14 protein-coding genes are annotated in these 23,933 nt (G+C 68.2%); 5 read left to right on the top strand and 9 right to left on the bottom strand.

All coding sequences use genetic code 11. The features are described 5' to 3' along the window. The first annotated feature begins 39 nt into the window (after window positions 1-39). From AC07OZ_RS27135 to AC07OZ_RS27120, 4 genes are all read left to right on the top strand, one after another. Window positions 40-2,145, top strand: a complete 2,106-nt coding sequence (locus tag AC07OZ_RS27135; protein ID WP_495470154.1) for a methyl-accepting chemotaxis protein — start codon at window positions 40-42, stop codon at window positions 2,143-2,145. Between the two features lie 139 nt (window positions 2,146-2,284). Then, complete coding sequence (locus AC07OZ_RS27130) at window positions 2,285-4,348, top strand: M3 family metallopeptidase (RefSeq protein WP_495470153.1); 2,064 nt, start codon at window positions 2,285-2,287, stop codon at window positions 4,346-4,348. Window positions 4,349-4,489: 141 nt separating this feature from the next. Beyond that, window positions 4,490-6,502 carry a hypothetical protein gene (locus tag AC07OZ_RS27125; protein WP_495470152.1) on the top strand — a complete coding sequence of 671 codons (2,013 nt, stop codon included), beginning with the start codon at window positions 4,490-4,492 and terminating at the stop codon, window positions 6,500-6,502. A gap of 323 nt (window positions 6,503-6,825) precedes the next feature. After that, complete coding sequence (locus AC07OZ_RS27120; protein ID WP_495470151.1) at window positions 6,826-8,262, top strand: C80 family cysteine peptidase; 1,437 nt, start codon at window positions 6,826-6,828, stop codon at window positions 8,260-8,262. Window positions 8,263-8,289: 27 nt separating this feature from the next. Here the strand turns inward: AC07OZ_RS27120 and AC07OZ_RS27115 are convergent, their stop codons facing one another. The 3 genes from AC07OZ_RS27115 to AC07OZ_RS27105 all read right to left on the bottom strand — a co-directional run bounded on the left by AC07OZ_RS27115 (window position 8,290) and on the right by AC07OZ_RS27105 (window position 15,397). Then, a complete protein-coding gene (locus AC07OZ_RS27115; protein ID WP_495470150.1) occupies window positions 8,290-11,487 on the bottom strand; it encodes an EAL domain-containing protein in 3,198 nt (1,065 codons plus the stop codon). Window positions 11,488-11,498: 11 nt separating this feature from the next. Beyond that, window positions 11,499-12,173 carry a FecR family protein gene (locus tag AC07OZ_RS27110; RefSeq protein ID WP_495470149.1) on the bottom strand — a complete coding sequence of 225 codons (675 nt, stop codon included), beginning with the start codon at window positions 12,171-12,173 and terminating at the stop codon, window positions 11,499-11,501. An 83-nt stretch (window positions 12,174-12,256) separates the two neighbouring features. After that, entirely contained in the window at window positions 12,257-15,397 is a 3,141-nt protein-coding gene (locus tag AC07OZ_RS27105; protein WP_495470148.1) for a CHAT domain-containing protein, read from the bottom strand. Between the two features lie 181 nt (window positions 15,398-15,578). On the opposite strand from AC07OZ_RS27105, the gene AC07OZ_RS27100 reads away from it, so the two are divergent. Next, window positions 15,579-16,547 (top strand): hypothetical protein, encoded by a 969-nt coding sequence (locus AC07OZ_RS27100; protein WP_495470147.1) that lies wholly within the window; start codon window positions 15,579-15,581, stop codon window positions 16,545-16,547. A gap of 45 nt (window positions 16,548-16,592) precedes the next feature. Here the strand turns inward: AC07OZ_RS27100 and AC07OZ_RS27095 are convergent, their stop codons facing one another. From AC07OZ_RS27095 to AC07OZ_RS27070, 6 genes are all read right to left on the bottom strand, one after another. Continuing rightward, entirely contained in the window at window positions 16,593-17,795 is a 1,203-nt protein-coding gene (locus AC07OZ_RS27095) for an MFS transporter (protein ID WP_495470146.1), read from the bottom strand. Next, window positions 17,792-19,198, bottom strand: coding sequence for a DNA recombination protein RmuC (locus AC07OZ_RS27090; RefSeq protein WP_495470145.1), 1,407 nt, complete (start codon window positions 19,196-19,198; stop codon window positions 17,792-17,794). The genes AC07OZ_RS27095 and AC07OZ_RS27090 overlap by 4 nt, the downstream gene beginning before the upstream one ends. A gap of 13 nt (window positions 19,199-19,211) precedes the next feature. Further along, entirely contained in the window at window positions 19,212-20,195 is a 984-nt protein-coding gene (locus AC07OZ_RS27085) for a 2-hydroxyacid dehydrogenase (RefSeq protein WP_495470144.1), read from the bottom strand. Window positions 20,196-20,304: 109 nt separating this feature from the next. Continuing rightward, window positions 20,305-21,024 carry a nitroreductase gene (locus AC07OZ_RS27080; RefSeq protein WP_495470143.1) on the bottom strand — a complete coding sequence of 240 codons (720 nt, stop codon included), beginning with the start codon at window positions 21,022-21,024 and terminating at the stop codon, window positions 20,305-20,307. Continuing rightward, window positions 21,021-21,467 carry an acyl-CoA thioesterase gene (locus AC07OZ_RS27075; protein ID WP_495470142.1) on the bottom strand — a complete coding sequence of 149 codons (447 nt, stop codon included), beginning with the start codon at window positions 21,465-21,467 and terminating at the stop codon, window positions 21,021-21,023. The genes AC07OZ_RS27080 and AC07OZ_RS27075 overlap by 4 nt, the downstream gene beginning before the upstream one ends. Before the next feature lie 80 nt (window positions 21,468-21,547). Continuing rightward, window positions 21,548-23,860: an ATP-binding protein gene (locus AC07OZ_RS27070; RefSeq protein ID WP_495470141.1), complete on the bottom strand. Its 2,313-nt coding sequence runs from the start codon at window positions 23,858-23,860 to the stop codon at window positions 21,548-21,550. Window positions 23,861-23,933 lie beyond the last annotated feature (73 nt).

Below are 23,933 nucleotides of genomic sequence, written 5' to 3'. Positions count from 1 at the left end.
CGTGATGCCCGGCGCCGGCTACAGCCAAGGAGCCCGTTCATGTTCGACTCGATCAAGACCCGGCTGATCGCGCTGGGCGTCGGCATCGTCGCCCTGACGCTGCTGGCGATCACCGTCGCCAACTACGTGACCGTACGGGGCCACACCCGCCAGCAGGTCTCCCAATCCCTCGACGAACTGGCCGCGGCGCGCTCCGATGCGATCCGCCAGTGGGTCCGCTCGCAGCGCGACATCGTTGCGTCGCTGCAGCCGGCCGTCGCTGCCGCCGACCCGGTGCCGCTGCTGCAACAGGCGGCGAAGTCGGGACGGCTCGAGGCCGCCTACGTCGGCTTCGCCGACAAGAAGATCGTCTTCAACACGCCGCAGAACCTGCCGGCCGACTACGACCCCACCGCGCGCCCGTGGTACACGGGCGCCACCGGCGCATCGGGCACGGTCCTGACAGCGCCCTACATGGACGCTTCCAAAGGCAGGCTGGTCGTGACCTTCGCGGCGGCGGACAAGAGCGGCGGCGGCACCAAGGCCGTCATCGCGACGGACGTGTTCCTGGACGACGTCGTCGCGACGGTCCAGGCGATCAAGCCGACGCCCGGCGGCTTCGCCTTCCTGATGTCGAAGGACGGCAAGATCGTCGCGCACCCTGACGCCAAGCTGGCGCTGAAGGACGCCACCGCCATCTCCGGGCAGTTGACGCCGCAGGCGCTGGCCACGGCGCTTGACCCGGCGGCAGGCTGGGTGGAAGCGACCGTGGGCGACGATGTCTTCCTGGTCAGCGGCACGCCGATCGCGGACACCGACTGGCAGCTGTTCGTCGCCGCCAGGAAGGACGAGGCCCTGGCCTCGTTGAGCGCCCTGCTGCGCACGGCGGTGATCACTGCGCTGGTCATGATGGCGGTCGCGGCGCTTGCGATGACCGGCACGATCAGCGCGATGCTGCGCGGCGTGGAACGCGTGCGCGCCGCGCTCGACGACATCAGCGCCGGCGACGGCGACCTGACGCAACGTCTGCCCGCGGGCGGCCGCGACGAGGTCGGCCGTATCGCGGCTTCGTTCAACCTGTTCGCCGAGAAGATCCAACGCATCCTGCTGGACGTACGCGCCGCCAGCAACTCGATCACCACGGCTTCCAGCGAGATCGCGATCGGCTCGCAGGATCTGTCGCAGCGCACCGAGGAGACGGCGTCCAACCTGCAGCAGGCGGCATCGTCGATGGAAGAACTGACCGCCACGGTTCGCCAGACCTCCGATGCGGCCCAGACGGCCAACCAGCTGGCGTCGAGCGCTTCCAGCGCCGCGGCGCGCGGCGGCCAGGTCGTCGGTCAGGTGGTCTCGACGATGGACGAGATCACCGCGAGTTCGAGAAAGATCAACGACATCATCGGGACCATCGACGGCATCGCGTTCCAGACCAACATCCTGGCGCTGAACGCCGCCGTGGAGGCGGCGCGCGCCGGCGAGCAGGGCCGCGGTTTCGCCGTGGTCGCGAGCGAAGTGCGCTCGCTGGCGCAGCGCAGCGCCGAGGCCGCCAAGGAGATCAAGACGCTGATCGGCGCGAGCGTGACCAGCGTCGAGGCCGGTTCGCGGCTGGTGCAGGCAGCGGGCGAGTCGATGAACGACATCGTGGGCAGCGTGCAGCGGGTGACCGACATCATCGGCGAGATCACCGCCGCGTCGACCGAGCAGAGCAGCGGCATCGCGCAGGTCAACGATGCCGTCGTGCAACTGGACCGGATGACGCAGCAGAACGCGGCCCTGGTGGAGGAATCGGCGGCGGCCGCAGAAAGCCTCAAGGACCAGGCCCACCGCCTGACGGAGATCGTCTCGGTCTTCCGCCTGGGCGCGGAAGGAATGGCATCGATCGCGCGGCCTGCGAAGCCCGCACCGGCGTCCCGACTGGCGACGTCCGCCGCGTCATCGACTTCGTCGTCGAAGTCGCCGAAGTCCAGCGCGCCGATCGCGGCGCCGAAGCCGGCGTCCAAGGTCATGGCCACGGCCGCGGGCGGTGCCGTGCATGACGCCGTCAAGCCTCCCCCTTCTACGCCGAGGCCGGTGTCGAAGCCAAACCCGAAGCCCGCAGTGGCGACGGCCCCGCCGCCACCCCGACCGGCGCCGGCGGCCGACGACGGCGACTGGGAGACGTTCTGAGGCAGAGAATGCAGGTCTCGTCCGCGGCGCGTCCGGCTTGATAGCGCGGACGCCGCCCCCACGATAGAAACCTCCCGCGCAACCGCGCGCGAAAGGCTGAGACACTGTCCCGGCATTTCGTCAGACTCACGAGGCCTGCATGACCGACTCCACCGCCGCCGCGCCCTCCGCAGCGAACCCCCTGCTCTCCACCGCGCCGCTGCCTGATTTCGCCGCGATCGATCCTTCGCACATCCAGCCCGCCATTGCCGAGCTGCTGGCCGAGGCCCAGAAAGCCCTGGACCAGGTCACGGCCCCCGACGCCCCCGCCGACTACGACTTCCTGTCCCGCACGCTGAACATCGCCTCCGAGCGACTGGGCACCGCCTGGGGCGCCGTGGGCCATCTGAACGCGGTCGCCAACACGCCTGCACTGCGCGAGGCCTACAACGCCATGCTGCCCGCGGTCACCGAGTTCTACACCGCGCTCGGTGCCAACGAGGCGCTCTACGCCAAGTACAAGGCGATCGCCGCCCTGCCCGGCCTGACGCCCGAACGCGCCCAGTTGCTGAAGCACTCGATCCGCGACTTCGTGCTGTCCGGCGCCGAGTTGCAGGGCGAGGCCAAGGAGCGCTTCGCGAAGATCCAGGAACGCAGCGCCGAACTCGGCCAGGCCTTCTCCGAGCACGTGATGGACGCCACCGACGGCTGGAGTTACCTCGCGAAGGCCTCCGAACTGAAGGGCGTGCCGGCGGACGTGATCGCCAACGCGCGCGCCGCGGCGGAAAAGGACGGCAGCACCGATCCAGATACGCACAAGCTCACGCTGCACTTCCCCGTCTACATGCCGGTGATGCAATATGCCGAGGACCGCGCGCTGCGCGAGCGGCTGTACCGCGCCTACGTGACGCGCGCCAGCGAGCTCGGCGACAAGCCGGACTGGGACAACGGCCCGCTGATGCAGGAACTGCTGATGCTGCGTCAGGAAGAAGCCCGCCTGCTGGGCTTCGCCAGCTTCGCCGAAGCCTCGCTGGTGCCCAAGATGGCCACTTCTCCCGCGCAGGTGCTGGACTTCCTGCGCGACCTCGCCGGCCGTGCCCGTCCGTATGCGCAGCGCGATCTCGACGAACTGCGCGACTTTGCCAGCGCGGCGCTGCGCATGGACGACCTGCAGGCCTGGGACCTGCCGTTCGTGTCCGAGAAACTGAAGGAGGCGCGCTACGCGTTCTCCGCCCAGGAGGTGCGTCAATACCTGACCCTGCCGCGCGTGCTGGATGGGCTGTTCCGCATCGTCGACCGCCTGTTCGGTGTGCAACTGGTGCCGGCGCAGGCGTCGGTGTGGCATGAGTCGGTGCAGTTCTGCGAGCTGCGCCGCGACGGCCGACTGATCGGTCAGGTCTACCTCGACCTCTATGCGCGCAATGGCAAGCGGCCGGGCGCCTGGATGGACGAGGTCCGCAGCCGCTGGGCGCGGCCCGATCTGGCAGGCACGGGCACCGAGCAGATCCCCGTCGCGCACCTGGTATGCAACTTCCCGCAAGGCGCGGATGGCAAGCCGGCGCTGCTGACGCACGACGACGTCACGACGCTCTTCCACGAATGCGGCCACGGCCTGCACCATCTGCTGACGCGCGTGTCGGAGCTGGGCGTGTCGGGCATCTCGGGCGTCGAATGGGACGCCGTCGAGTTGCCGAGCCAGTTCATGGAGAACTTCTGCTGGGAATGGGAAGTGATCCAGCAGTTGTCCGCGCACGTGGACACCGGCGAGCCATTGCCGCGCGCGCTGTTCGACAAGATGCTGGCGGCGAAGAACTTCCAGGCCGGGCTGCAGACCTTGCGCCAGATCGAGTTCTCGCTCTTCGACATGCGCCTGCACGCGGAGCCGGGCACGGAGACGCGCGTGCAGGAGTTGCTGGACGAGGTGCGCGGCGAGGTCGCCGTGCTGCCGCCGCCGACATTCAACCGCTTCCAGCACAGCTTCTCGCACATCTTCGCGGGCGGATATGCGGCGGGCTACTACAGCTACAAGTGGGCGGAGGTGCTGTCGGCCGACTGCTGGAGCGCATTCGAGGAAGAAGGCGTGTTCAACCCGGCGACGGGTCGGCGCTATCTCGACGAGATCCTGTCCATGGGCAGCGTTCGCGACGCGATGGACAACTTCAAGGCCTTCCGCGGTCGCGAGCCGCAGATCGATGCGCTGCTGAGGCACCAGGGCATGGCCTGAGAGGTTGAAGCGGATGAGCAGGTGCGGGGCGCACCTGTTCGCTGATCGGTACGCAGCGTTCGACTCTCGGCCATCGACGTCGTCGAATGAACATCATCGCGTCGGTTCAGCACGCAGGCTCCCTTTTCCAAGGAGTTCTGAATGCCGCCTACCGTCTCCGCTTCATCACCGGCCGCGCACGTCGAGTTGGATCCAGACATCGACTTCGACTTCGGCGTCGACGCTGAAGGACCACCGATTCGCGGGAAGCTCAGCGGGGCCTGTGCCCAGGCCGTCCACGAGTTGACAAAGCTACAACTGGCCATCACGCGGTCCCTCAGTCGGGACGATGGCGATCCCCGCTTCGATCCGGGCTGGGTCCCGATCGACTGGCAGGCGGGCGTGGCGGAGTTGCTCGATGCTCGAGGCGACGTGCGCACGCAACTGTGCGTCGCACCGGCGGAGTCGGCGACAGACCCCGAGGCGATCGACAAGGTCGCGCGAGCCTTCACACGGTTGCTCCAAGGCGCTGCTGGCCCGTTGAGCCTGCGCGCTGTCTACGATCGGCAGTGCACGCTGTGGCCGATACCGTCGACGGTCACCCTGGACGGCGACGTGCTGCGGTTCGACCGTTTCGTGATCGGCCGAAGGCTCTCCAAGCCTGATCCCGAAGGACCCTTCTGGGCCATGCGTCCCGATGTCGGCGAGATCCAACACTTGATGTTGCAGCGTCCGGCGCGGGATGCGACATGGGTCGCCGCCAATGGCGTCGATCGGTATCCCCTTCCGACGTTCGATCATCAGGCCCCGGCATCGACGCGCAAGCCTGGTCGGTTCGATGAGACATGGGTGTTCGACATCGCGGGGGATGCGGATGTCGCGACGGTGCTGGCGAACTCGCGAGCGGAACCGACTCGGCTGTTCCGCCTCAGCCGTCAGCCGGCGCCAGTGCTCGACGAGATGGCGCTGCGGGAAATCCGGCGTGACGAGAACGCGTCACCAGCGGCGGCGGGAGATGACGCTGCCACTCGCGTGGCCCCCGCCGGACCCGCGCCAGAGCGCCGGGTCCGTGCCATGGTCCTGGGAGATTCAGCGCGGCACGAAGGCTCGGCGCAGCCTCGGGCCGGCGACTACGACGCGCCGTCATTGGCGCGAGCGCTGAAGACAGCCTTCGGCAAGATCGCCGACATGGACGCGACCGCGCCAGTCGTCCCGACGCACGTGTCGATCCTCAGTTCACACCACGAGTCGGAGGCCTTCCGATCCGACCCCGAGATCGGGGAGCCTTCTTTCGGCACGTCCTTCCTGAAGACCGCGGTCGAGCTGTTCGACGCCCCGGCGATGACCGCCTCCCTGCGCAGGGACGGCTTCCGCGTGGCGAGCCAGCGTCCTCGCCCACTGCTGAACAAGAACGGCGAGCGCACGCTCGAATTCGGCCACAACGTGGTCCAGACGTCCGTTCCCGATCTGGACGGCCGGAAGTTCGTTCGCAGTTCCGCCGGCGATTATCTGAACAAGGCACCCGGGGGCACGGTCAAGCTCTGGCGCGCGGACGATGGCTCGATCCGAAGCGCCGACAAGTACCCGGATCTCGGCCAGACCCACGTGAGAGACACCGGGCAAGACGCCAGTTCCTTGATCGCCTGGCTTCATCAACGATCGAGCTTGGCGGCTCGTCCGTCGGCAGGGACCTCGCCCGGACCGGAGCCCTTGCCTGGCAAGTCACCCTCGACACCTCCACCACCGACCCTGCCGCTCCTCCTGGGCGAAGTCGAGATGCAACGCTCGCTGCTACGGCGCATGGGCTGGCGCGATGACGGCCGGCGCCTGGACGTGCCGGATGCATTCCTGCGACTGCGTTTCGCCCCGGACGCGCTCATGGCACTCATCGACGGCGGCACTGCGCCTGAGCGCATCGCGGCGCTTCGTCTGCTCCGGCAGATGCTCCGGGCTGGCTTGTCGATGTCGACGATCTGCCAACCTGATGCAAGCAGTGCTTCAAAGGCGCAGATGCCCGCCGCCCTGAATCTGCTGCTGACGCTCAAGCTGGCGCTCGACGACGACCTGATGCTGCCGGTGTCGCTCTGGGAAGCGCTCTGGCGCGGCTCGCCGCCACCGCTGCCGCAGCGGGTGCCGGGAAAGGGAATGGATCTCAGGTCACCGCGTGTTCGTTGACTGGACGATGGGCATCAGCCGAACCTCCGTGGTTCGAGCGCGACTGATGGGCCTTCCGTTTGAAAGCCCGTCTCGTGCGCATCACAGAACTTCCCTCCCCCATCGCGAACGCCGATCCTGAGACCGCGGCGGCGGCGCCGGCTGAGCCCGCAGCGTTCACGGACCTCTGCCGCCATTTCGGTACCTCCGGCCGGATCGACTGGGGGACAGGCGTCGCCCAGCTCGACCGGGCCGCACACCGCGCGTCGTTGACGCTGCGGTTCACACCTCGCGGCGATGGATCGCCGGCAGATCAGGCTCGTCAGTCCGCGGCGCTCACCGGCTTGATCGACGGTCTCACCGACGTGCTTCGTCAGGCCAGGCATTGGAAAGCGCCTGACGACTGCAAGCTGCCACGCTCCTTCGAACTGGACGGCGACGTGCTGCGAGTCGAGGAACTCGTGCTGGCGCGCCGGGAAACGGATGGGACGGGATGGCGCTGTCATATCCCCCCGCAGGAACTCCACGCGCTGCTGAGCTATTTCGATCCGAACGGTGTGCGGGGCGACGGCGCCAGTCTGGGATACGAGACGGAACCCCTGCGTGGCGACCGGTCGGCCACGACCGCCGACGCGAGCATCTCCGCAGCCCGTCGCGTCATCTTTCAGCACTGGGGCCATGGCGGGGCTGCGGCCGACCTGGCCTCCAAGCACGCGGCGTCGTCGCGACTCCTGTCGCTGAGCCGACTCGGCAAGGTGCGGGAAGCAGAAAACTCCGGACCTCTGGCGCGGCGACCGGGGGAGGATCAACGCCCGCTGCGCGTGACCTGCGTCGGCGGCTCAACGCCGCTGAGCGGCGAGGCGAGCGAGATGACGATCAGCCGGATGACGCCCGAAGATCTCGTGCAGCAATTCTCCCGAGTGCTGGAGACGATGACTCCGGACGGCGAGACGACAGAAACACCGTCGCATGTGAGTCTCGTGAGTTGCTTCCTGGACTCTCCGCTGGTCGACGGGAACTACGGCGGCGACGTCGTTCGCGAGCTCTCCAGGAAGTACGGCCGAACAGACATCACGGTCAGCGTGCGGAGCGGCGCGTACGGCATCGACGTGCAAGGGCGAAAGTACGTCCGCACGGCCGAGGGCGACTTCATGCATCGCCGGCCGGGCTCCGTGGCGGTGCTCTCGCTGAATGCCGACGGCACGATCGCCCGCAAGGACAAGTACCCGGACCTGGGACAGGGCTGCATCTGGGACCGGGCGCCGTCACCGGCGCCGCTGCTGAGCTGGCTGGACACGCCGGGCCGCGGCGCGGAAGGCCCCGGCGATGCACAAGCCCCCGGGGCCGACACTTGGGACGCACAGGCGCAATGGCGGATGGGCGAGGTGCCCGTCTCGACGCTGCTGCTGGGACGGATGGGATGGCTCGCGCCGGGTGAACATGCCTCGGATCCGGCAGCGCTTCATCGCCTGGAGTCGTGGCGCGAGGCACGCTTCGACGCCGGCCGGTTGACGACCTTCCTGGCCACGGACGGCCACGCGCCGCAGCGCATCCACGCGATACGCCTGCTCAAGCAGTTGATGCGCAACGGCGCGACGTCGGACCGTCTGCTGAGGTCATCGGGATCGCCGTCGGCTCAGCACGCGGCGCGCCAACTGCTTCGCGCCATCGATGCCGCCGTGGACGCGGATCTGCATCTCGCACCCGCGTTGTGGCTGCGCTTGTGGGCCCCAGGGACCGCGCCAGCGTTGCCCCTGCGCACGATGGAAGCGTCCGCGTAGGCCGGGCAGACAGCCCCGGGCGGTGAATCAGCCCGGCTTCTTCCACGGCACCGTCTGGATGAGCCGCTTCGCGTCCTCGGGTGGCAGCGCCTTCGCGAACAGCCAGCCCTGCGCCACCTGCACGCCGAGTTCCTCCAGCAGCGCGGCCTGCGTCTCCTCCTCGACGCCTTCGGCCAGGGTCTGCTTGCCGAGCGCGTCGGCGAGGCCGACGATGGTCCGCACGATCTCCCGCGACTCGCGACCGGCGCCCAGTCGCATCACGAAGCTCCGGTCGATCTTCAGCGTGTCGAACGGGAAACGGTGCAGGTAGGCGAGCGACGAGTACCCCGTCCCGAAGTCGTCGATCGAGAGCTTGAAGCCCATCCGCGCGAGCTCCTGCAGCACCTCGGCGCTGCGCTGCGGATTGGCCATCGCCATGCTCTCCGTGACCTCGAGCTTGAGCTGCGCCGCCGGCACGTCGCCGAGCGCCTTGAGCGTCTTGCGCGCGTCGTTGAGCAACTCGTCGTCCCGCTCCAGCTGCACGCCCGACACGTTGACCGCGATCTCGCCCTTGAAGCCGATCTCGCGCCAGCGGCGCAGTTGCAGGGCGGCCTCGATCAACGTCCAGCGGCCGATCTCGACGATCTGGCCGCTCTCCTCGGCCACGGGAATGAAGTCGCCGGGCATCACCATGCCACGCGTCGGATGCTTCCAGCGGATCAGTGCCTCGAAGCCCAGCAGCGCACGGTCCGACAGCCTCACGAAGGGCTGGTAATGCAGCTGGAACTCGCCCGCCTCCAGGCCGCGCGCGATGTTCTCCTTCACCCAGCGCCGCGACTGCTCGACCAGTTGCTGCGCCGGATCAAAGAGGCGTGCGTGGCCGGCGCCGGCCGCCTTGGCGCGAGCCAGCGCGCTTTCCGCGGCGGACATCAGGTCGTCCGGACTGAAGTTGCCCTGCCCCGTGAACGCCCAGCCCGCGCAGGCGGTCAGGCGATGCGCGCCGGTGCGCGCGGCCGACGTCACCGGACTGACCGGCACCGCCGGGACGGCCGCGAGCGCCTCCGCGCCCGGACCCGCGTCGAGGTGCTCGAACAGGAAGGGCTCCTCGATGCGCGCCAGCGCCCACTCGGGCACGCGATCGACGAGCGCGCCAGCCTCGATGCGGGCCTCGAAGAGCACGCCGAACAGGTCCGCGCCCAAGCGCGCGACCACGCGGCCGGCACGCGCCGTGCGACCTGTTCCGCCGGCCAGTCGCCGCGCGCTCTCGACCAGCACGGCATCGCCGGCGATCAGGCCGTGGCGCTCGTTGAACGCGCGGAAATCGTCCAGGCCCACCATCGCGACGCCGATCGGCACGCCGGGCGTGGGATTGGCCAGCCGTTGCGCGAGCAGTTCGACGAACAGCGCGCGATTCGGCAGCCCCGTGAGCCGGTCGTGCAGCGCCTCGTGCGCGACCTGCGCCTGCAGGCGTTCGTTCTCGCTGATGTCGGTCAGCGAGCCGGCCATGCGCACCGGCTTGCCCTCCTCGCGCACCGCCACGCCGCGAGCCAGCAACGCGCGCGTCTGACCGCCCTGCTCGAAGTGCAGCACATGGTGGAACTGGAAACTCCGGCCTTGCAGGTGCGCGTCGAGATCGGCGCGGAACAGCCCCGCCGCCGCCTCGTCCAGCGGTCGCGTGAAGCGTTCGATGCTGCCGCGCGTCATGTCGGAGGAGACGCCCCGCTTCGCGCGATGCCAGAAGCGGCGCTTCGCGCCGCCCGGCGTCTCGTCCGGCGCCCGCGCGTCGCCCATCAGCGCGAGCCAGCGCGCCGACACGTCCAGCCGGTCCGCGGCGATGTCCCAGTCCCACAACCCGTCATTGGCGCCCAGCGCGGCCAGCGCATAACGCTCCTCGCTCACGGTCAGGCGGCGGAGTGCCTCGCGCCGGCGGGACTGGTCCGCGAGCGCACGCAGCGTCAACGCGGCGAGGCTCGCCGCGGCCACCGCCAGCAGCGGATAGGCGAGCGCCAGGACCAGGTGCTCTTCCTCGAAGGCCCACTGCGCCGCGTAGAGACCGCCGCCGACGAGCAGGACCACGACCGGCAGTCCGCGCCACAACGATCCGCGCGCCAGCAGCAACGCGCACAGCAGCGGCAGCGCCAGCAGCGCGGCCAGCTCGGCGAGCGAGGCCCACGACGGCCGCGTCAGCGTGCGGCCGGTCAGGAGGTTGTCCACGACCGTCGCGAGCCGCTCCATGCCGGGCAGGCCGGCGTCGAAGGGACTCGGGAAATGGTCGCCGGCGCCCAGCGCCGACACGCCGATGATCACGATGCGGTTGCGCAGCGCTTCCTCGGGCACCTTGCCGTCGACGAGGTCGGCCACCGTCACCGACGGGAAGGTACCCGCCGGGCCGTAGTAGTTGACGCCCTGCCGCGAGAGCAGATCCAGCGGCACGCGCAAGGAGCCCCAGCGCAGGTCGCGGCTCCAACGCAGCGTGGCCTCGGACCACGGCTGGCGCATCGCGTCGCCGGCGATGCGCACGGCCAGCGACGGATAGACCTCGCCGTCCAGCGGCAAGGCCGGCAGGTCGTGGCGCAGGGTGCCGTCGACCTCGCGCTCCGCCTGGACATGGCCGAGCGACTTCGCCGCCGACAGCAGCGGCTCCGGCGGGGCGTCGGCGCGCTCGGGCAGCAGCGCGCTGCGCGGTGCCCCTTCAGCGCGCATGAAAGCCTGCGCCAGCAGGCCCGGCGGCACGCTGGCGGAAGGCGCCGAGGCGGCACCGGCTGCGGCCCCGCCAGGGCCACTGCCCGGGATCGCATTCGCACCGCCGGCACCCGGCGGCATCGCGAACGGGAGCAGCACCGGCGCGCCACCGCGCATCGCGGCCGCGAGCAGCGCGTCGCTGTCCGGCTTCGCGTCCAGCAGCAGCATGTCGACGGCGATCAGGCGCGGCTTGGCTGCCTGCAGTTTCGTGATCGCATCGGCCAACAGCGGACGACCTGGGGCCATGCCACCGAAGCGCGCGGCGCTGGCGTCGTCGAACCGCACCAGCGTGACCGGATACGTCGTGCCCGGCGCGAGCCTGCCGCGCCACTGCGCCTGCGCGTCCTGGACGAGGCCGTCCAGTCGCGCCAGCGGCCCCGCCTGGAAGCGCGAGAGCCACAGCATCGCCACAGCCGCCGTGACCAGCAGCGCGACGATCATCTGCGCCCAGGCCCAGCGCGATGGCCAGTGCAAGGCGCCGCGCTGCCGGGAGCGGGAACTCATGCCCGACGCCATCAGACCCCCGACAGACGGTCCAGCGCCGCGCGGACCCGGTCCGCCGGCCACGTCGTCGCAGCGGTGCAGCCTTGCGACACCTCGCAGTCCGTGCCGCCGGCGCGGTCGACGACGACCGGCAACTGCGCCCCCAGTCCACGCGTGCGGCCTGCCGCGCGCGGTCCCGGCAGCACGGCGACCTGGCCGGACTGCACGTGCACCGAGGTCTGCTCGTTGTCGCCGACCTCCACGAGGAACTCGGTGCCGCGCACCGCGGTCACCGCCGACGGGGTGCGCACTTCCCACTTGCCCGAGCTCGACGGCGTGACCTTCTGTCCCAGCAGACCGCGTTCCAGCAGCAGCGATACATCGCGAGCGCCGTCCGCATAACCGGGCGTGCCGCCGGTGCCGAGGTTCAACTTCGTCAACGTCAGCTGGCTGCGGTCGCCGACGACCAGGCTCGACCCGTCGGGGCAGCGCAGCCGCACGCGGCCGCTGTCGCCGGTGCGCAGCTGGGCGCCCTCGCCCACCGGCTCGCCGAGCTTCAGCGGCTGCGCCCGGCCGGCGACGACGCGCGTCGCGTCCCCCGCCAGCGCGGCGACCTCGCAGGCCTGCGCCCGCGCGGCCAGCGAGACCATCGTCATCGCCGCGATCAGCGCGGCATCCCTCATCACGTGTTTCATCGTTGTCGTCATCGTTGTCGCCATCGTCGTGGTCGTGGTCGTGCTTGTTCTCGTTCTCGTGCGCCCATCGCGGGGGGATGCGGCGGGCGCCATCATCACTGCGCCGGGTCGCCGAACAGCGCGTAGGCCGCCCAATAGTACGGATGCGTCCAGCGGCCCTGCCCGTCCCCGCCATCGGCCAACTGAAGCTGCGCACGGCGAAGGCCGCCGGCACGCGTGTCGGCCGGCTGCAACGCGGCGCTGGTCAGCGCGGCGGCGGAAGCGGACTCCACCGCCCAATGCGTCGCCAGCACCGACCGCGCCCCGGCGAAGAAGAAGCCGCGCACCAGCCCCGACATCGCCGCGCCGCCCTGCTCGCCGGCCGCCGTGTTGCACGCGGACAGCAGCACCCACTGCGCGTTCATGCGCAGCGTCAGCACGTCGTCGAGCTCGAGCAACGGCGACGCGCCCGGGTCCGTTTCGGCCGCGAGCGCCAGCGCCGGTTTCGAAATGCCCGGCAGTTCGCCGGGCATCAGGCCGTGCGTCGCGAAGGCGAGTACGCGCCGGTCGGCCAGCGGCATCGCCAGCACGGCGCTTCGTGTGGCGGCAGCGCCCAGACGCAGATCGGCGACCGGATCGGCGCCGAGCGTGCGCGCGATCGCGAGCAGTTCCGCGCGCGTCTCCGGCAGCGGCGGGATGTCGGCGTAACGGAAGCCGAGTTGCGCGTCGTAGCTGCCGGCGGCGCGCGTGGGGGTCGGCGCGAGCAGATGGCGCGCGTTCGCGCCGGACTGGGTCTGCGGCGTCCGCGATGTCTGCGGGCCCGGCGAGGTCGGCGCGCTGGCGCCGCGATCGAACGCCGGATCGCCGAAACCGAGAAGCGCCTTCGGCGCCGCGGTCGGCGGACCGGCGCGGCGCAAGGCCTGCAGCGAGGCGCCCGACGGCAGTTGCACCACCGCGTGTTGGCGCAGCAGCCAGGGCACGGGCTGTCCGGCGGTGGGCGCCTCGGTCACGAGCGCCGCGAGCGGCAGGCCCGCCAGCGGTCCGTCGCCCGCGACGATCAGCGTCTGGATCCCCTGCCGGTTGAGCGGCGCCAGCAGGTCGCGATGGAGCGCCTGCAACTCCGGCAAGGCCTGCGCCAGCGGCGTCTCGCGCCCTGCCGGCATCGCGCTGAGATCGAGACGCTGACGCAGCGCCCTCACACGCCGGGCCAGCGCGGTGGCGCCTTCCGGCACTGCGCGGAACTGCGCCGGCGCATCGGCGCGCAGCAGCCAGACCAGCGTCTGGTCATCGAGCGCGTGCACCACCAGCAGTCCCTCGCCGGCGCGCAGCCGACCGCTCAGCGCGACCGCGCCGGGCGTCGCCGGCGTGATCAGGTCCGCGTACGCGGGATAGGCCGCGGCCACCTTCTGCCGCTGCGCCGCGAGCGACTCGCGCGCCGTGGCGGCCACGCCCTGCTGCGCTAGCAGTTGCTGGCGCAGCGCCTTCAGCGCGTCCTCGCGCGGCTTGCGCTGTTCCTTCGGCAGCGCCTTGAACGCCTCGCCCGACAACTCCTTGCGCAGCTTGTCCTCCTCCGCGATCAAGGCGGCCACCTGGCTGTACTGGCCGGACGCGGCCTTGCGCAGCGACTGCTCCTGGTCGAGCAGACCGCGCAGTTCAGGCGTCGCCGCCAGCATGCGCGCCGTGCTGTCGGCCAGCGCGCGTTGCGTGCTGCCGAGCTTGCGCCGGTCGGCGATCTGCAACGCGCGATCGACCATCGCCGGCGGCAGCGTCTCGCCCGCGACCGCGCGCCGCGCCGCATGCGCGAGGAACTCGTCGAAAGCCAGTCCGAGCACGAAACCGCGGAAGCCGCGCGCGTCCAGGTCCACCCAGCCGTCGCTGCGATCCAGCGTCGCGGCGAAGAGCTGCTCGTAGTCGCTCATCGCGCCGCCCGCGTCGCCGCGCAGCAGCCGCACGACGGCGCGCACGCCGGCGCTCTCGCGCGTCTGCGGGTGGTCCTGGCCGTAGATCCGCGTGCGGTAGCGCAGCGTCCGCTCGGCTGTCTCCAGCGCCTCGTCGAGCCGGCCGGCCTTGGCCGCCAGCAGCGCGCTCAGCCGGTTGTCCTGCGCCCGGCTGCGGGCGACGCCGTCGCCACCGAGCTCCTCGAGGAACTGGCGATAGGCCTGGTCGGCCTCGACCCAGCGCTTGAGGCCGAGCAGCGCCCGCACGATCTCCTGCCGCGCGAGCCAGCGCGTCTGGCTCGCCGCCGAGGCATTCGCCTTGGCGAGCATCGACTCCGACTGCCGCGCGGCGGCCAGCGCCTCCTCGTGCTGCTGCGACGCGTTGAGCGCCGTCGCGGCGCGGTAGTGCCAGCGCGCACCGGGACCGTCCTCGAGCTGACCGGCCCGCCACAGCGCCAGGTTGTCCTGCGCGACGTCGGCCGCCTCGCGCGTGCGCCCCTGCGCGACCAGCGCATAGACCAGCATCCCCTGCGAGCCGTCCAGCCAGCCTTGCCATTGCCGCAGCGTGTCCGGGGCGACACGCGATTCGCCGCCGGTCCGGAGCAGTTCCCGCGAGCGCGCGACCGCCTGCCGCAAGGTCGCGACCGCCGCCGCGCCATCGCCGGTCAGGCGCTCGACCTCGGAGCGCACCTGCAGCCGGTCGATCGTCAGCGGCAATCCTGGCTGCTGCTTGAGCGCCTCCGCGGCCAGCGCGTCGGCCCGGCTCCAGGCACGCAGCATCACGTTGCGGTCCTGGCCGCCGTTGGCCAGGAAGTAGGTCTGGCGCAGCGCGACGCCCGCTCGCGCGGCCGGGCTGAGCTGCCGGTCGGCCAACAGCGGCTCGCACGCCGCCAGCGCGGTGCCGGAGCTGCCCCAGGTGTACTCGGTGATCAGGTAGAGCCGGATCCAACCCTCACCGTCGGGCCGTCCGCGGCCCAGCGTCATCAACGCCTTCGCGATCTCGATCTGGCGGGCGCGGTCCTCGATCCGTCGCGCGGCCGGCCATTGCCGTTGCAGCAGCGCATAACGCGCGTCAGGCGCATCGGGCAGCGGCTCGGCGAGCAGGCGACGTGCCTCCTCCGCGCTGAGCCCGCTGGCAAGTCCGTCCTGCGCGTCGACGTCCTCGGCGGTCGCCGTGCCGGGCGCCTCTTCCTGCGCGAGCACGACGCCAGCCAGCGGACCGAGCACCGCGCAAGCGATCGCCCACGCGCCCAGCCGTCGTCCGAAAGATCGTGTCGGCGCGCATCGACGCCGCGTCGGTGTCCGGCGCGTTCCCAACATCTTGTGCGGCTCCTGCCCGGCCTGCGCCGGGCTGGTGAGCATCCTAGGTGAACGCCGGCAGGCGCCCAACACCGCGAGTGCGGTGTTGAAGCACGAGGGGACGCGGCCTTGTCCGACAGACCGTCTCCGCGCCCGGTCTTAAGGTGGATCAACGGCCCTAGCGCCAGCGATGGAGTTCGCCATGCGTTCGTTCCCGCACCTTTCCCATCCGCACCTCGGCCGGATGTTCCGGCAGTCGAAACACCCGGCACCGCATCATGGCGCGTTGTTCTGGCTCGCCCACGCGGCCGTGCTGCTGGGCCTGCTGCTGATCGCGACCGAAGTCTCCGCGCAACAAGGGGCCGGGCTGCGCGCGCAGTACGACCAGCTCTCGCCGCAACTGTCGAAGAGCCCGTTCCAGAAGCCCATCGTGCTGAGTTCCGCCGACGACACGGAGCGGCCCACCGGCGAGATGCACGCCGTCGTCGAGCATCCGTTCGGGGCGCTGTCCGGCGCGCTTCGAAACGCCGATGCCTGGTGCGAACTGCTGACGCTGCCGGCCAACGTCAAGCGCTGCGCCGTCGAGGACGATCCGGCGCCGGGCGCGACGCTGCACATGGCCGTCGGCCGCAAGTTCGACCAGCCCATCGAGGACGCCTACGCGCTCGATTTCCGCTTCCAGGTCCTGGCGGCTCAGCCGCAGTACCTGCTCGTCGAGATGAGCGCGAACAAGGGCCCCATGGGCACCAGCAACTACCGCCTGACCTTCGAGGCGGTGCCGCTCGACGCGAAGCGCTCGTTCGTGCGGCTGCGCTACGCCTACATGAACAACCTCGCGGCGCGCGTCGCCACCAGCGCCTACCTGTCCACCTCGGGTCGTGACAAGGTCGGCTTCACCGTCGTCGGACGCGACGGGGACGGTCAGCCGCGTTACGTCGGCGGCATCCAGGGCATCGCGGAGCGCAACACGATGCGCTACTTCCTGGCGATCGAGTCCTACCTCGACACGCTGCCCGCGCCGCCCGAGCAGCGGCTCGACCGGAGGCTGCGCGACTGGTTCGCGGCCACCGAGCGTTATGCGCGCCAGCTCCACGAGCAGTCGCTCGACGAGTACGTCGCGATGAAACACAAGGAAGCGCGCCGGCAGGTCGCCATCGCGCCGGGCGAATGAACGAATGAACGAATGAACGAATGAACGAGTGAGGCGCGTGAGGTCTCAGGGCGCGCCGCGCGCCGGCGACTCGATCTGACGCGCCGCCCACTGCGCGCCCACCAGGATCGACGCCATCAGCCACAACGGCGCGGCTGCGACACTGGCCGCGGCCAGCACGCCGAAGCCCAGCGGCATCGCGACGGTGGCGCCGTTGGCGGCCAGCATCCGCAGTCCGAGCGCCTGGCCATGGCGGTCCGGCGGCGTGACCTGATGCATCGTCGCGAGCACCATCGGCTGCACCGCGCCCAGCGCCAGCCCCAGCACGGCGGAACCGAGCATCAGTCCGAGCGTGCCCGGCAGCCACGCGTAGACGAGGAGCGTGAGGGTCGCGACGGCCATCGCGGCGCGCAGCGCCTTCACGTCGTCGATCCGGTGGGCCCAGCGGACGATGGCCAGCCGGACCAGCGTCGCCGCCGCCGCGAAGCTGCCCAGCACCAGGCCGATGCTCGAGGCCGACAGGCCCTTCGCATGGCCCACGACGGGCACGACGAAGCTGTGGGCGTCCCAGCACGAGGACATCGCGACATTGACGATCAGCAGGTTGCGCAGGCCGCGGTCCTTCAACAGGTCCCAGGCGGGACGCGGCTTGACGCCAACCTTGGCGGGCGCGGGCTCGTGACGCGGCACGCGCCGTGCGATCGCCCACGCCGCGAGCGGCAGCAGCGTAGCCAGCACCAGCGCGGCGGTGAATCCGGCCGTGTCGATGACGATGCCGGTGATGACCGGCGCGAACGCGTTGGACAACGCCGGACCGAGCGCCACCCAGCTGAACACGCGCTTGAGTTGCGAGGCGTCATGCGCCATCAGGCCCGCCTCGCGCTGGATCGCGACGGCCGCGACCGCCACGGCGCCGCCGCACAGGAGGCAACCCGACGCCAGCAGCCAGACCCAGCCCAGCACCTGCGCGCACAACGCCAGCACCGCGCCGGCGAAAGCCATCGCAACGCCTATCCCCACCGGGCGATGGAAACCGTGGCGGTCGGCCAGCCGACCGGCCCACAACGACAGGCCGAGCGGCGCGACCGCGAACAGGCTGAGCAGCACGCCGACGAATCCGCCACCGTAGCCCTGATGCAGCACCCACAGCGTGGCCGCGACGCGCGTCGTCGCCATGCACGCGTGCACCGCGACCAGCGAGGCGATGACGGCCACGAAGCCGGCATTCAAGCCGGTATAGCCCTTGGCCGCCGATGCGTCGTGGCTCATCCCGCGGCGCCCTCGTCGTCGAGATCGGACTCGCCGTCGGCACCGACTCCCGCACCGCCACCGGCAGCGTTCGCTGCGCCCGCACCGACGCCGACGCCGAGCTTCAGCACGCGTGCGGCCTCGTCGTCCGGCAATGCCTCGACGGACTTCAGCTCACGGGTCATGACGCGGGTGCGCCGCTCCGCGAGCTCGATGTTGTTGCTGGCCTCGTCGAGCTTCTTCTTCGTCTTGGCCAGCACGTCGCCGAACTTGCCGAACTCCGTCTTGACGGCCCGCAGCACGTCCCACACCTCGGCGGAGCGCTTCTCCAGGGCCAGCGTGCGGAATCCCATCTGCAGGCTGGACAGCGTCGCCAGCAGCGTCGTCGGACCGACCAGCATCACCTTGTGCTCGCGCTGCAGCGCCTCGCTCAGGCCGGGGCGTCGCAGCGCCTCGGCGTAAAGGCCCTCGGTGGGCACGAACAGCAGCGCGAAGTCGGTCGTGTGCGGCGGGCCGAGATACTTCTCCCGGATGCTCTTCGCTTCCAGACGGAGCCGGGTCTCGATCGCGCGGCCGGCCAGTTCCGCCGCGGGAGCGTCGGCGCGCTCCTGGGCGTCGAGCAGGCGCTCGTAATCCTCGCGCGGGAACTTGGCGTCGATCGGCAGCCAGATCGGCTGGCCGTCGTCGCGCTGGCCCGGCAGCTTGAGCGCGAATTCGACGCGGGCGCCGGTGCCGGGCACGGTCTCCACGTTCGACGCGAACTGCTCGGGCGTGAAGACCTGCTCCAGCAGCGCCGCGAGCTGCACCTCGCCGAAGATGCCGCGCGTCTTGACGTTGGTCAGCACCCGGTTCAGCGAGCCGACATCGCGCGCCAGCGTCTGCATCTCGCCGAGGCCGCGATAGACCTGCTCCAGCCGCTCCGCGACCTGCTTGAAGCTCTCGCCCAGGCGATGCTCCAGCGTGGCGTGCAGCTTCTCGTCGACGGTCGCCCGCATCTGCTCGAGCTTCTTCTCGTTGTCCTGCTGGATGGCCTGCAGGCGAGCCTCCACCGTGCGCCGCGTCTCGGCCATGCCGGCCTCGTTGCGTTGCGCGAGCGCCTGCAGCTGTTCAGTCATCACGGTCGTCATGCGGGACGCGGCAGCGTCCTGCGACTCGCGTGCGCGCGTCGCCTGCTGGCCCAAGGCCTGCTGGAACTGCGTCAGTGTCGCCAGCGTCTCCTGGCGCAGCCCGGCGTTGCCGCGGCTGAGCTCATCGCGCAGCGCGCGCTCCAGGCGCTCGAGTCGCTCGCCCGACTGCTGCATCAGCGGCGCCAGCGCCGCTGCCGTGTCCCCGTCCGAGCTCCGCCGCCGGGTGAGCAGCACCACGACAAGGAGGATCAGGATCAGCCCGGAGAGGGTCAGCTGCAGCAGGTCGGGAAAGGACATGCGTCCGATTCTCTCAGCGCTTGAGCACCTCGGGATTCAACGCCGTCGGCGGCACACCGCCGGTCAGCGCGGCGATCAGGTTGTCCACGGCCAGATCGCTCATCGCGCGCCGCGTGGCGATCGTGGCGCTGGCAATGTGAGGCGTGAGCACGACGTTCGTGCAGGCGAGCAGCGCCGGATGCACCGTCGGTTCGCCCTCGAACACGTCCAGGCCCGCGGCGGCGATGGTGCCGGCCTGCAGCTCGGCGGCCAGCGCCGCATCGTCGACCACGCCGCCACGAGCGATGTTGGTCAGCGTCGCGGTCTTCTTCATCAGGCGCAGCTCGCGCTGGCCGATGAGGTGGTGCGAGGACGCGCTGTACGGCACGACGATGACCAGGTGGTCGGCGCGCTGCAGCAGTTCATCCTTCTCGACCCATTGCGCGCCCAGCGGACCTTCCTGGTCGGCCGGCAGCTTCGAGCGGTTGTGATAGATCACCGGCATGCTGAAACCGAGATGCCCGCGCCTGGCGATCGCCGCGCCGATGCGGCCCATGCCGAGCACGCCCAGCGTCGCGCCATGGATGTCGGCGCCGGCGAACATCGTCACCGACCACTGCTTCCACTCGCCGCGGCGCAGGAAGTGTTCGCTCTCGGTGATGCGGCGCGCGGTGGCCATCATCAGCGCGAAGCCGAAGTCGGCGGTGGTCTCGGTCAGCACGTCCGGCGCGTTGGTCACCACGACGCCGCGCGCCGTGCAGGCTGGCACGTCGATGTTGTTGTAGCCGACGGCCATCGTGCAGATGGCCTTCAGGTCAGGACAGGCGTCGAGCAGCTTTGCGTCGATCTTGTCGCCGCCGGCGATGTACGCGCCGGCCTTGCCCTGCAGGCGCCGGATCAGCTCGTCCTGCGACCAGCCGGTGTCGCTGTCGTTGGTCTCGACTTCGAAGTGCGGGCGCAGCCGGTCGACGATGTCGTCGAAGGTCTTGCGGGCCACCAGGACGCTGGGCTTGCTCATGGACGCATCTCCTTGCAGGGAAGCGCCAACTGTAGGGTGGACGCTCCAGTCACCCGCTCGCAAATCGCCCATGGATCGCCCACGGGCATCGGACATCAGCCCCGGCGTGTCACTCCAGAAAGCGGGTGAACGACGCGACCGCGTCGCGCTCGGTGATCAGTGTGTTCTCGACTGCGGCCGGATCCGCGTACCCCAGCGACATGCCGCAGACCAGCTGCTGCTGTGGCGACAGGCCGAGTTCTTCCGCGATCACACGGTGGAACTGGGTGAACGCCGCCTGCGGGCAGGTGTGCAGGCCGCGGCCGCGCGCGGCGACCATGAGGTTCTGCAGGAACATGCCGTAGTCCAGCCAGCTGCCCTGCTGCATCACGCGGTCGATGGTGAACATCAGGCCGACCGGCGCGTCGAAGAAGCGGTAGTTGCGGCCGTGCTGCTCATGCATGCGCAGCTTGTCGCCCTTGGTGATGCCCAGCAGGCCGTACAGGTCCCAGCCGACCTTGCGGCGGCGGTCGATGTAGGGCGAGACCCATTCGCGCGGGTAGTAGGCGTACTCCTCGCCGTGGGTCGCGAGTTCCTCGGGATCGTCGTAGACCGCCTGGATGCGGTTCACCAGACGCTCCTTGGCCGCGCCGGTCAGCACGTGGACCTGCCAGGGCTGCGTGTTGGTGCCCGACGGCGCGCGGGCCGCGACGGCCAGCAGCTCCTCGATCAGCGCGCGCGGCACCGGCGTCGGCAGGAACGCGCGCATCGAATGCCGCGTCACGATCGCGGCCTCGACAGCGGCGGACTGCTCGGGCGTCGGCGGGACGAAGGGATCGGGGAAGGTCATGGCATCTCCAGCGCGCTCAGCGCTTTCACATAGGACTCGGGCAGTTGCGCCACCGGGCGGCGCGTCTCGCGATCGACATACACGTGGACGAAGTGCCCACGGGCCGCGCACAGCGGCTCGCCTTCGGCGAACAGGCCGATCTCGTAGCGGACGCTGGACCGGCCGCGCGTCGCGACCCGCAGACCGGCCTCGACCTGTTGCGGGAAGGCCAGCGACGCGAAGAAGTTGCAGTGGGTCTCGATGACCAGGCCGATGACCTCGCCATGGTGGAGATCCAGCGCGCCCTGCTCGATCAGGTAGCGGTTCACCGCCGTGTCGAAGAGGCTGTAGTAGACGACGTTGTTCAGGTGGCCGTAGAGGTCGTTGTCCATCCAGCGCGTCGGGACCGGGACGAAGTGGGCGAAGGATTCGCGTGGCTCGGGACTGGGGCGCTCGTTGCTCATGAACAGCGATTCTTCCATCTGGGTCGGGTAAAAGGCTGTCGCCTCTGGTATCCCATGCCATCGTACGTTCGAGCGTCCCATCAGGCCGTTTCGGCGACCTCAACCATCTCATCAAAGTGCTTCTTGTCCACCTCTTCAATCCACTGGAAGATGTTGTTCACAACACTATGACTCTCACCCGCAAGGTTCTCGGCTGACTCCTCGGTGATTTCAATCACATCGCTGTGAGAGTACTTGTTGATGAACCTGTAAATCTTCTCCTTAAGCTCCGCAGTGGTCACGGTGCAGCCAGCCAGACCCGCATCCATGAGAGCACTTACATCGCTCCGCCCCCTGGGGAACTTGAAGGTAAAGAATGACTCCAGCAGCTTTCTAGCAAGGTTGGCGGTCAAGAACGCCTCGTCGCGATTCAAGGTCGTTTGAGCTTTGTAGGCATAGAGCTTCTTGAAGATGTAGTGATACTCAGATCCGTAATTCTTAAGCGACTCGTCTGCATCAACGAGCGACGAATGACGGGGAGATCCTGGCGGGGCATCGAGCCTGTAGAAAAATGCGACCGGCGCCTTCGGTGGATTTTTTCTTGCCCTGTTCCTGTTCGTCGTCGCAAACCAATCCCTCACCAACTTGAAATAGGTGAAGTTGTGGGTGAGGACGAACAGTTGCTTGGCGTCAATACATTGTGTTTTAAGAAACGAATAGGCATGGAACAGGTGATTGGAGTCAAAGCTTGAAACAGGGTCGTCCACAACAACAATCGTGTCCGTGATGTTGTTCCCGTTCTCCCGCAGCTTTGTGATGAAGTAGACGAAGGCAATCGCGGTCTTCTCGCCTTCGCTCAGGTTTCCGTCATGCTCGCCTCCCCCATTGCGAATAATTTCGTAGCCCTTCTTCTCTTGATTGAAGCTCAAGCACAGTTCCGAGCGACCGATGAAGCGATGCAACACATCATTGAATTCCTTGGCTCCAACGGTTTCATTGGATAGTAGAGCCTCAAGGTCGTCGACCTTCAATTGAAGCTCGTTAATCGCCTTCTTATCGATGTTGGCGGCCTCCTGCAGATCCTTACACTTCTTCTCATTGCCCGCATAGTCAAACTCTTGAATTTCCGCCGCAGCAAAATGAAGCTCAAGTGCCTTTTTGGCCTTTGAGGTTTCCGCACTAAAGTTGTCGGTTTTATTGTTGTGCTTTTGGACGACGGCAACAATGGACGACAACACGGCATTGAAAGCCGCCACATCGCCCTCGACCACATCCGTTATCTGAATGTTGGTTTTAGCTGGGTCTGTAACTTTCGCTTTGAGGGCCTCCCGCCACCCATCAATCTGCTGATTTATTTTCTCAGCAGCGACTTTGTACTCGCCTTCCAGTTTGGTCGCATCAGCAGCAAATTCCTTATAGAAGCTGGTCGCTACAGGTAGCTCGTTGGCTGGCGCACCTTGGGATTGCATCCAAGTCGCTGCATCATTCAATCTCGTTTGGAAGGCGGTAAATTCCTTGCTGAAATGAGCCGCTAAAGCTTCAGCACGAGCCTCCGTGAACGGCTCGCCGCAGAATTCACACTTCTCCGAATGATGATGCTCATGGATTTCCAAGCCCTTCTGCACCCAGTCGCGGATATCGGGATTATCAGCAAGTCGCTGAATTGCCTGATTAACTGCGGTTGTGGCAATCAGGTCACGGATACGACCCGCAGCCTTCTTGAAGTAATCTTCGGGAATGAGCGTCGCAACAAATGTGATGATGGGCAGATGGTCGGGTTTGGCTGCATTAGTCAACTCAATGACCTTGTCTTCGCTTAGCACCGACTCTTTCTTTTCAACCGCTTCGCCGTTCCCCTCGATAAACTTTGAGAGCTTGCGGCGGTCATAGTTGAGGTAATAGCTATCGCTGGTGTCAATTGCCTGAAGACCAATCTTCATCTTCTTGGCAGCACTGGTCAGGAATTTCTCCAGTCCTTCAGTCTTGGTCTTTATGTCGTTCAGCTTGGCACTATAGGCAGTTTTCTTGCCACCAAGGTCAAGCTTCATCTTTTCCAAGGTTTGTAGGTCTTCGATCTTCTCCTTCGCAATCAGGAGAATGCTCTTGACCGACTTATCCCAGTCAATATTGTCGCGGATAAAACTTTGATTGAAGACATGGATGTTCAACTGCGAAGCTGCCAAGTTGACTTCCGTGATTGAAGAACCATCTTCAAGTGCGATATTGAACTGAGATCCTGAGAAGCGGGGAATCAGTGAACGACTTTCAAGACAAGAAAACACATGAGACAGGGTTGACTTCCCCGTTCCGTTCCAACCATAGATGAGGTTGAACTTGCCAAACTGCTGAATGCCTGAACCGTTGTAGTCGGCAAAGATGCCGAATTGCCGAAGGCGATTGATGCGATGAATCACTTTTAGAGGCTCCCTCAACCGTGTGCCCGTCAAGTGCAGGCATTGCCAAGTTGTGACCTCTATATGTAAGCGA

It is taken from the genome of Roseateles sp. GW821-FHT09G03, assembly GCF_059416045.1.
This window is presented reverse-complemented; position numbering and strand designations above follow the sequence as displayed.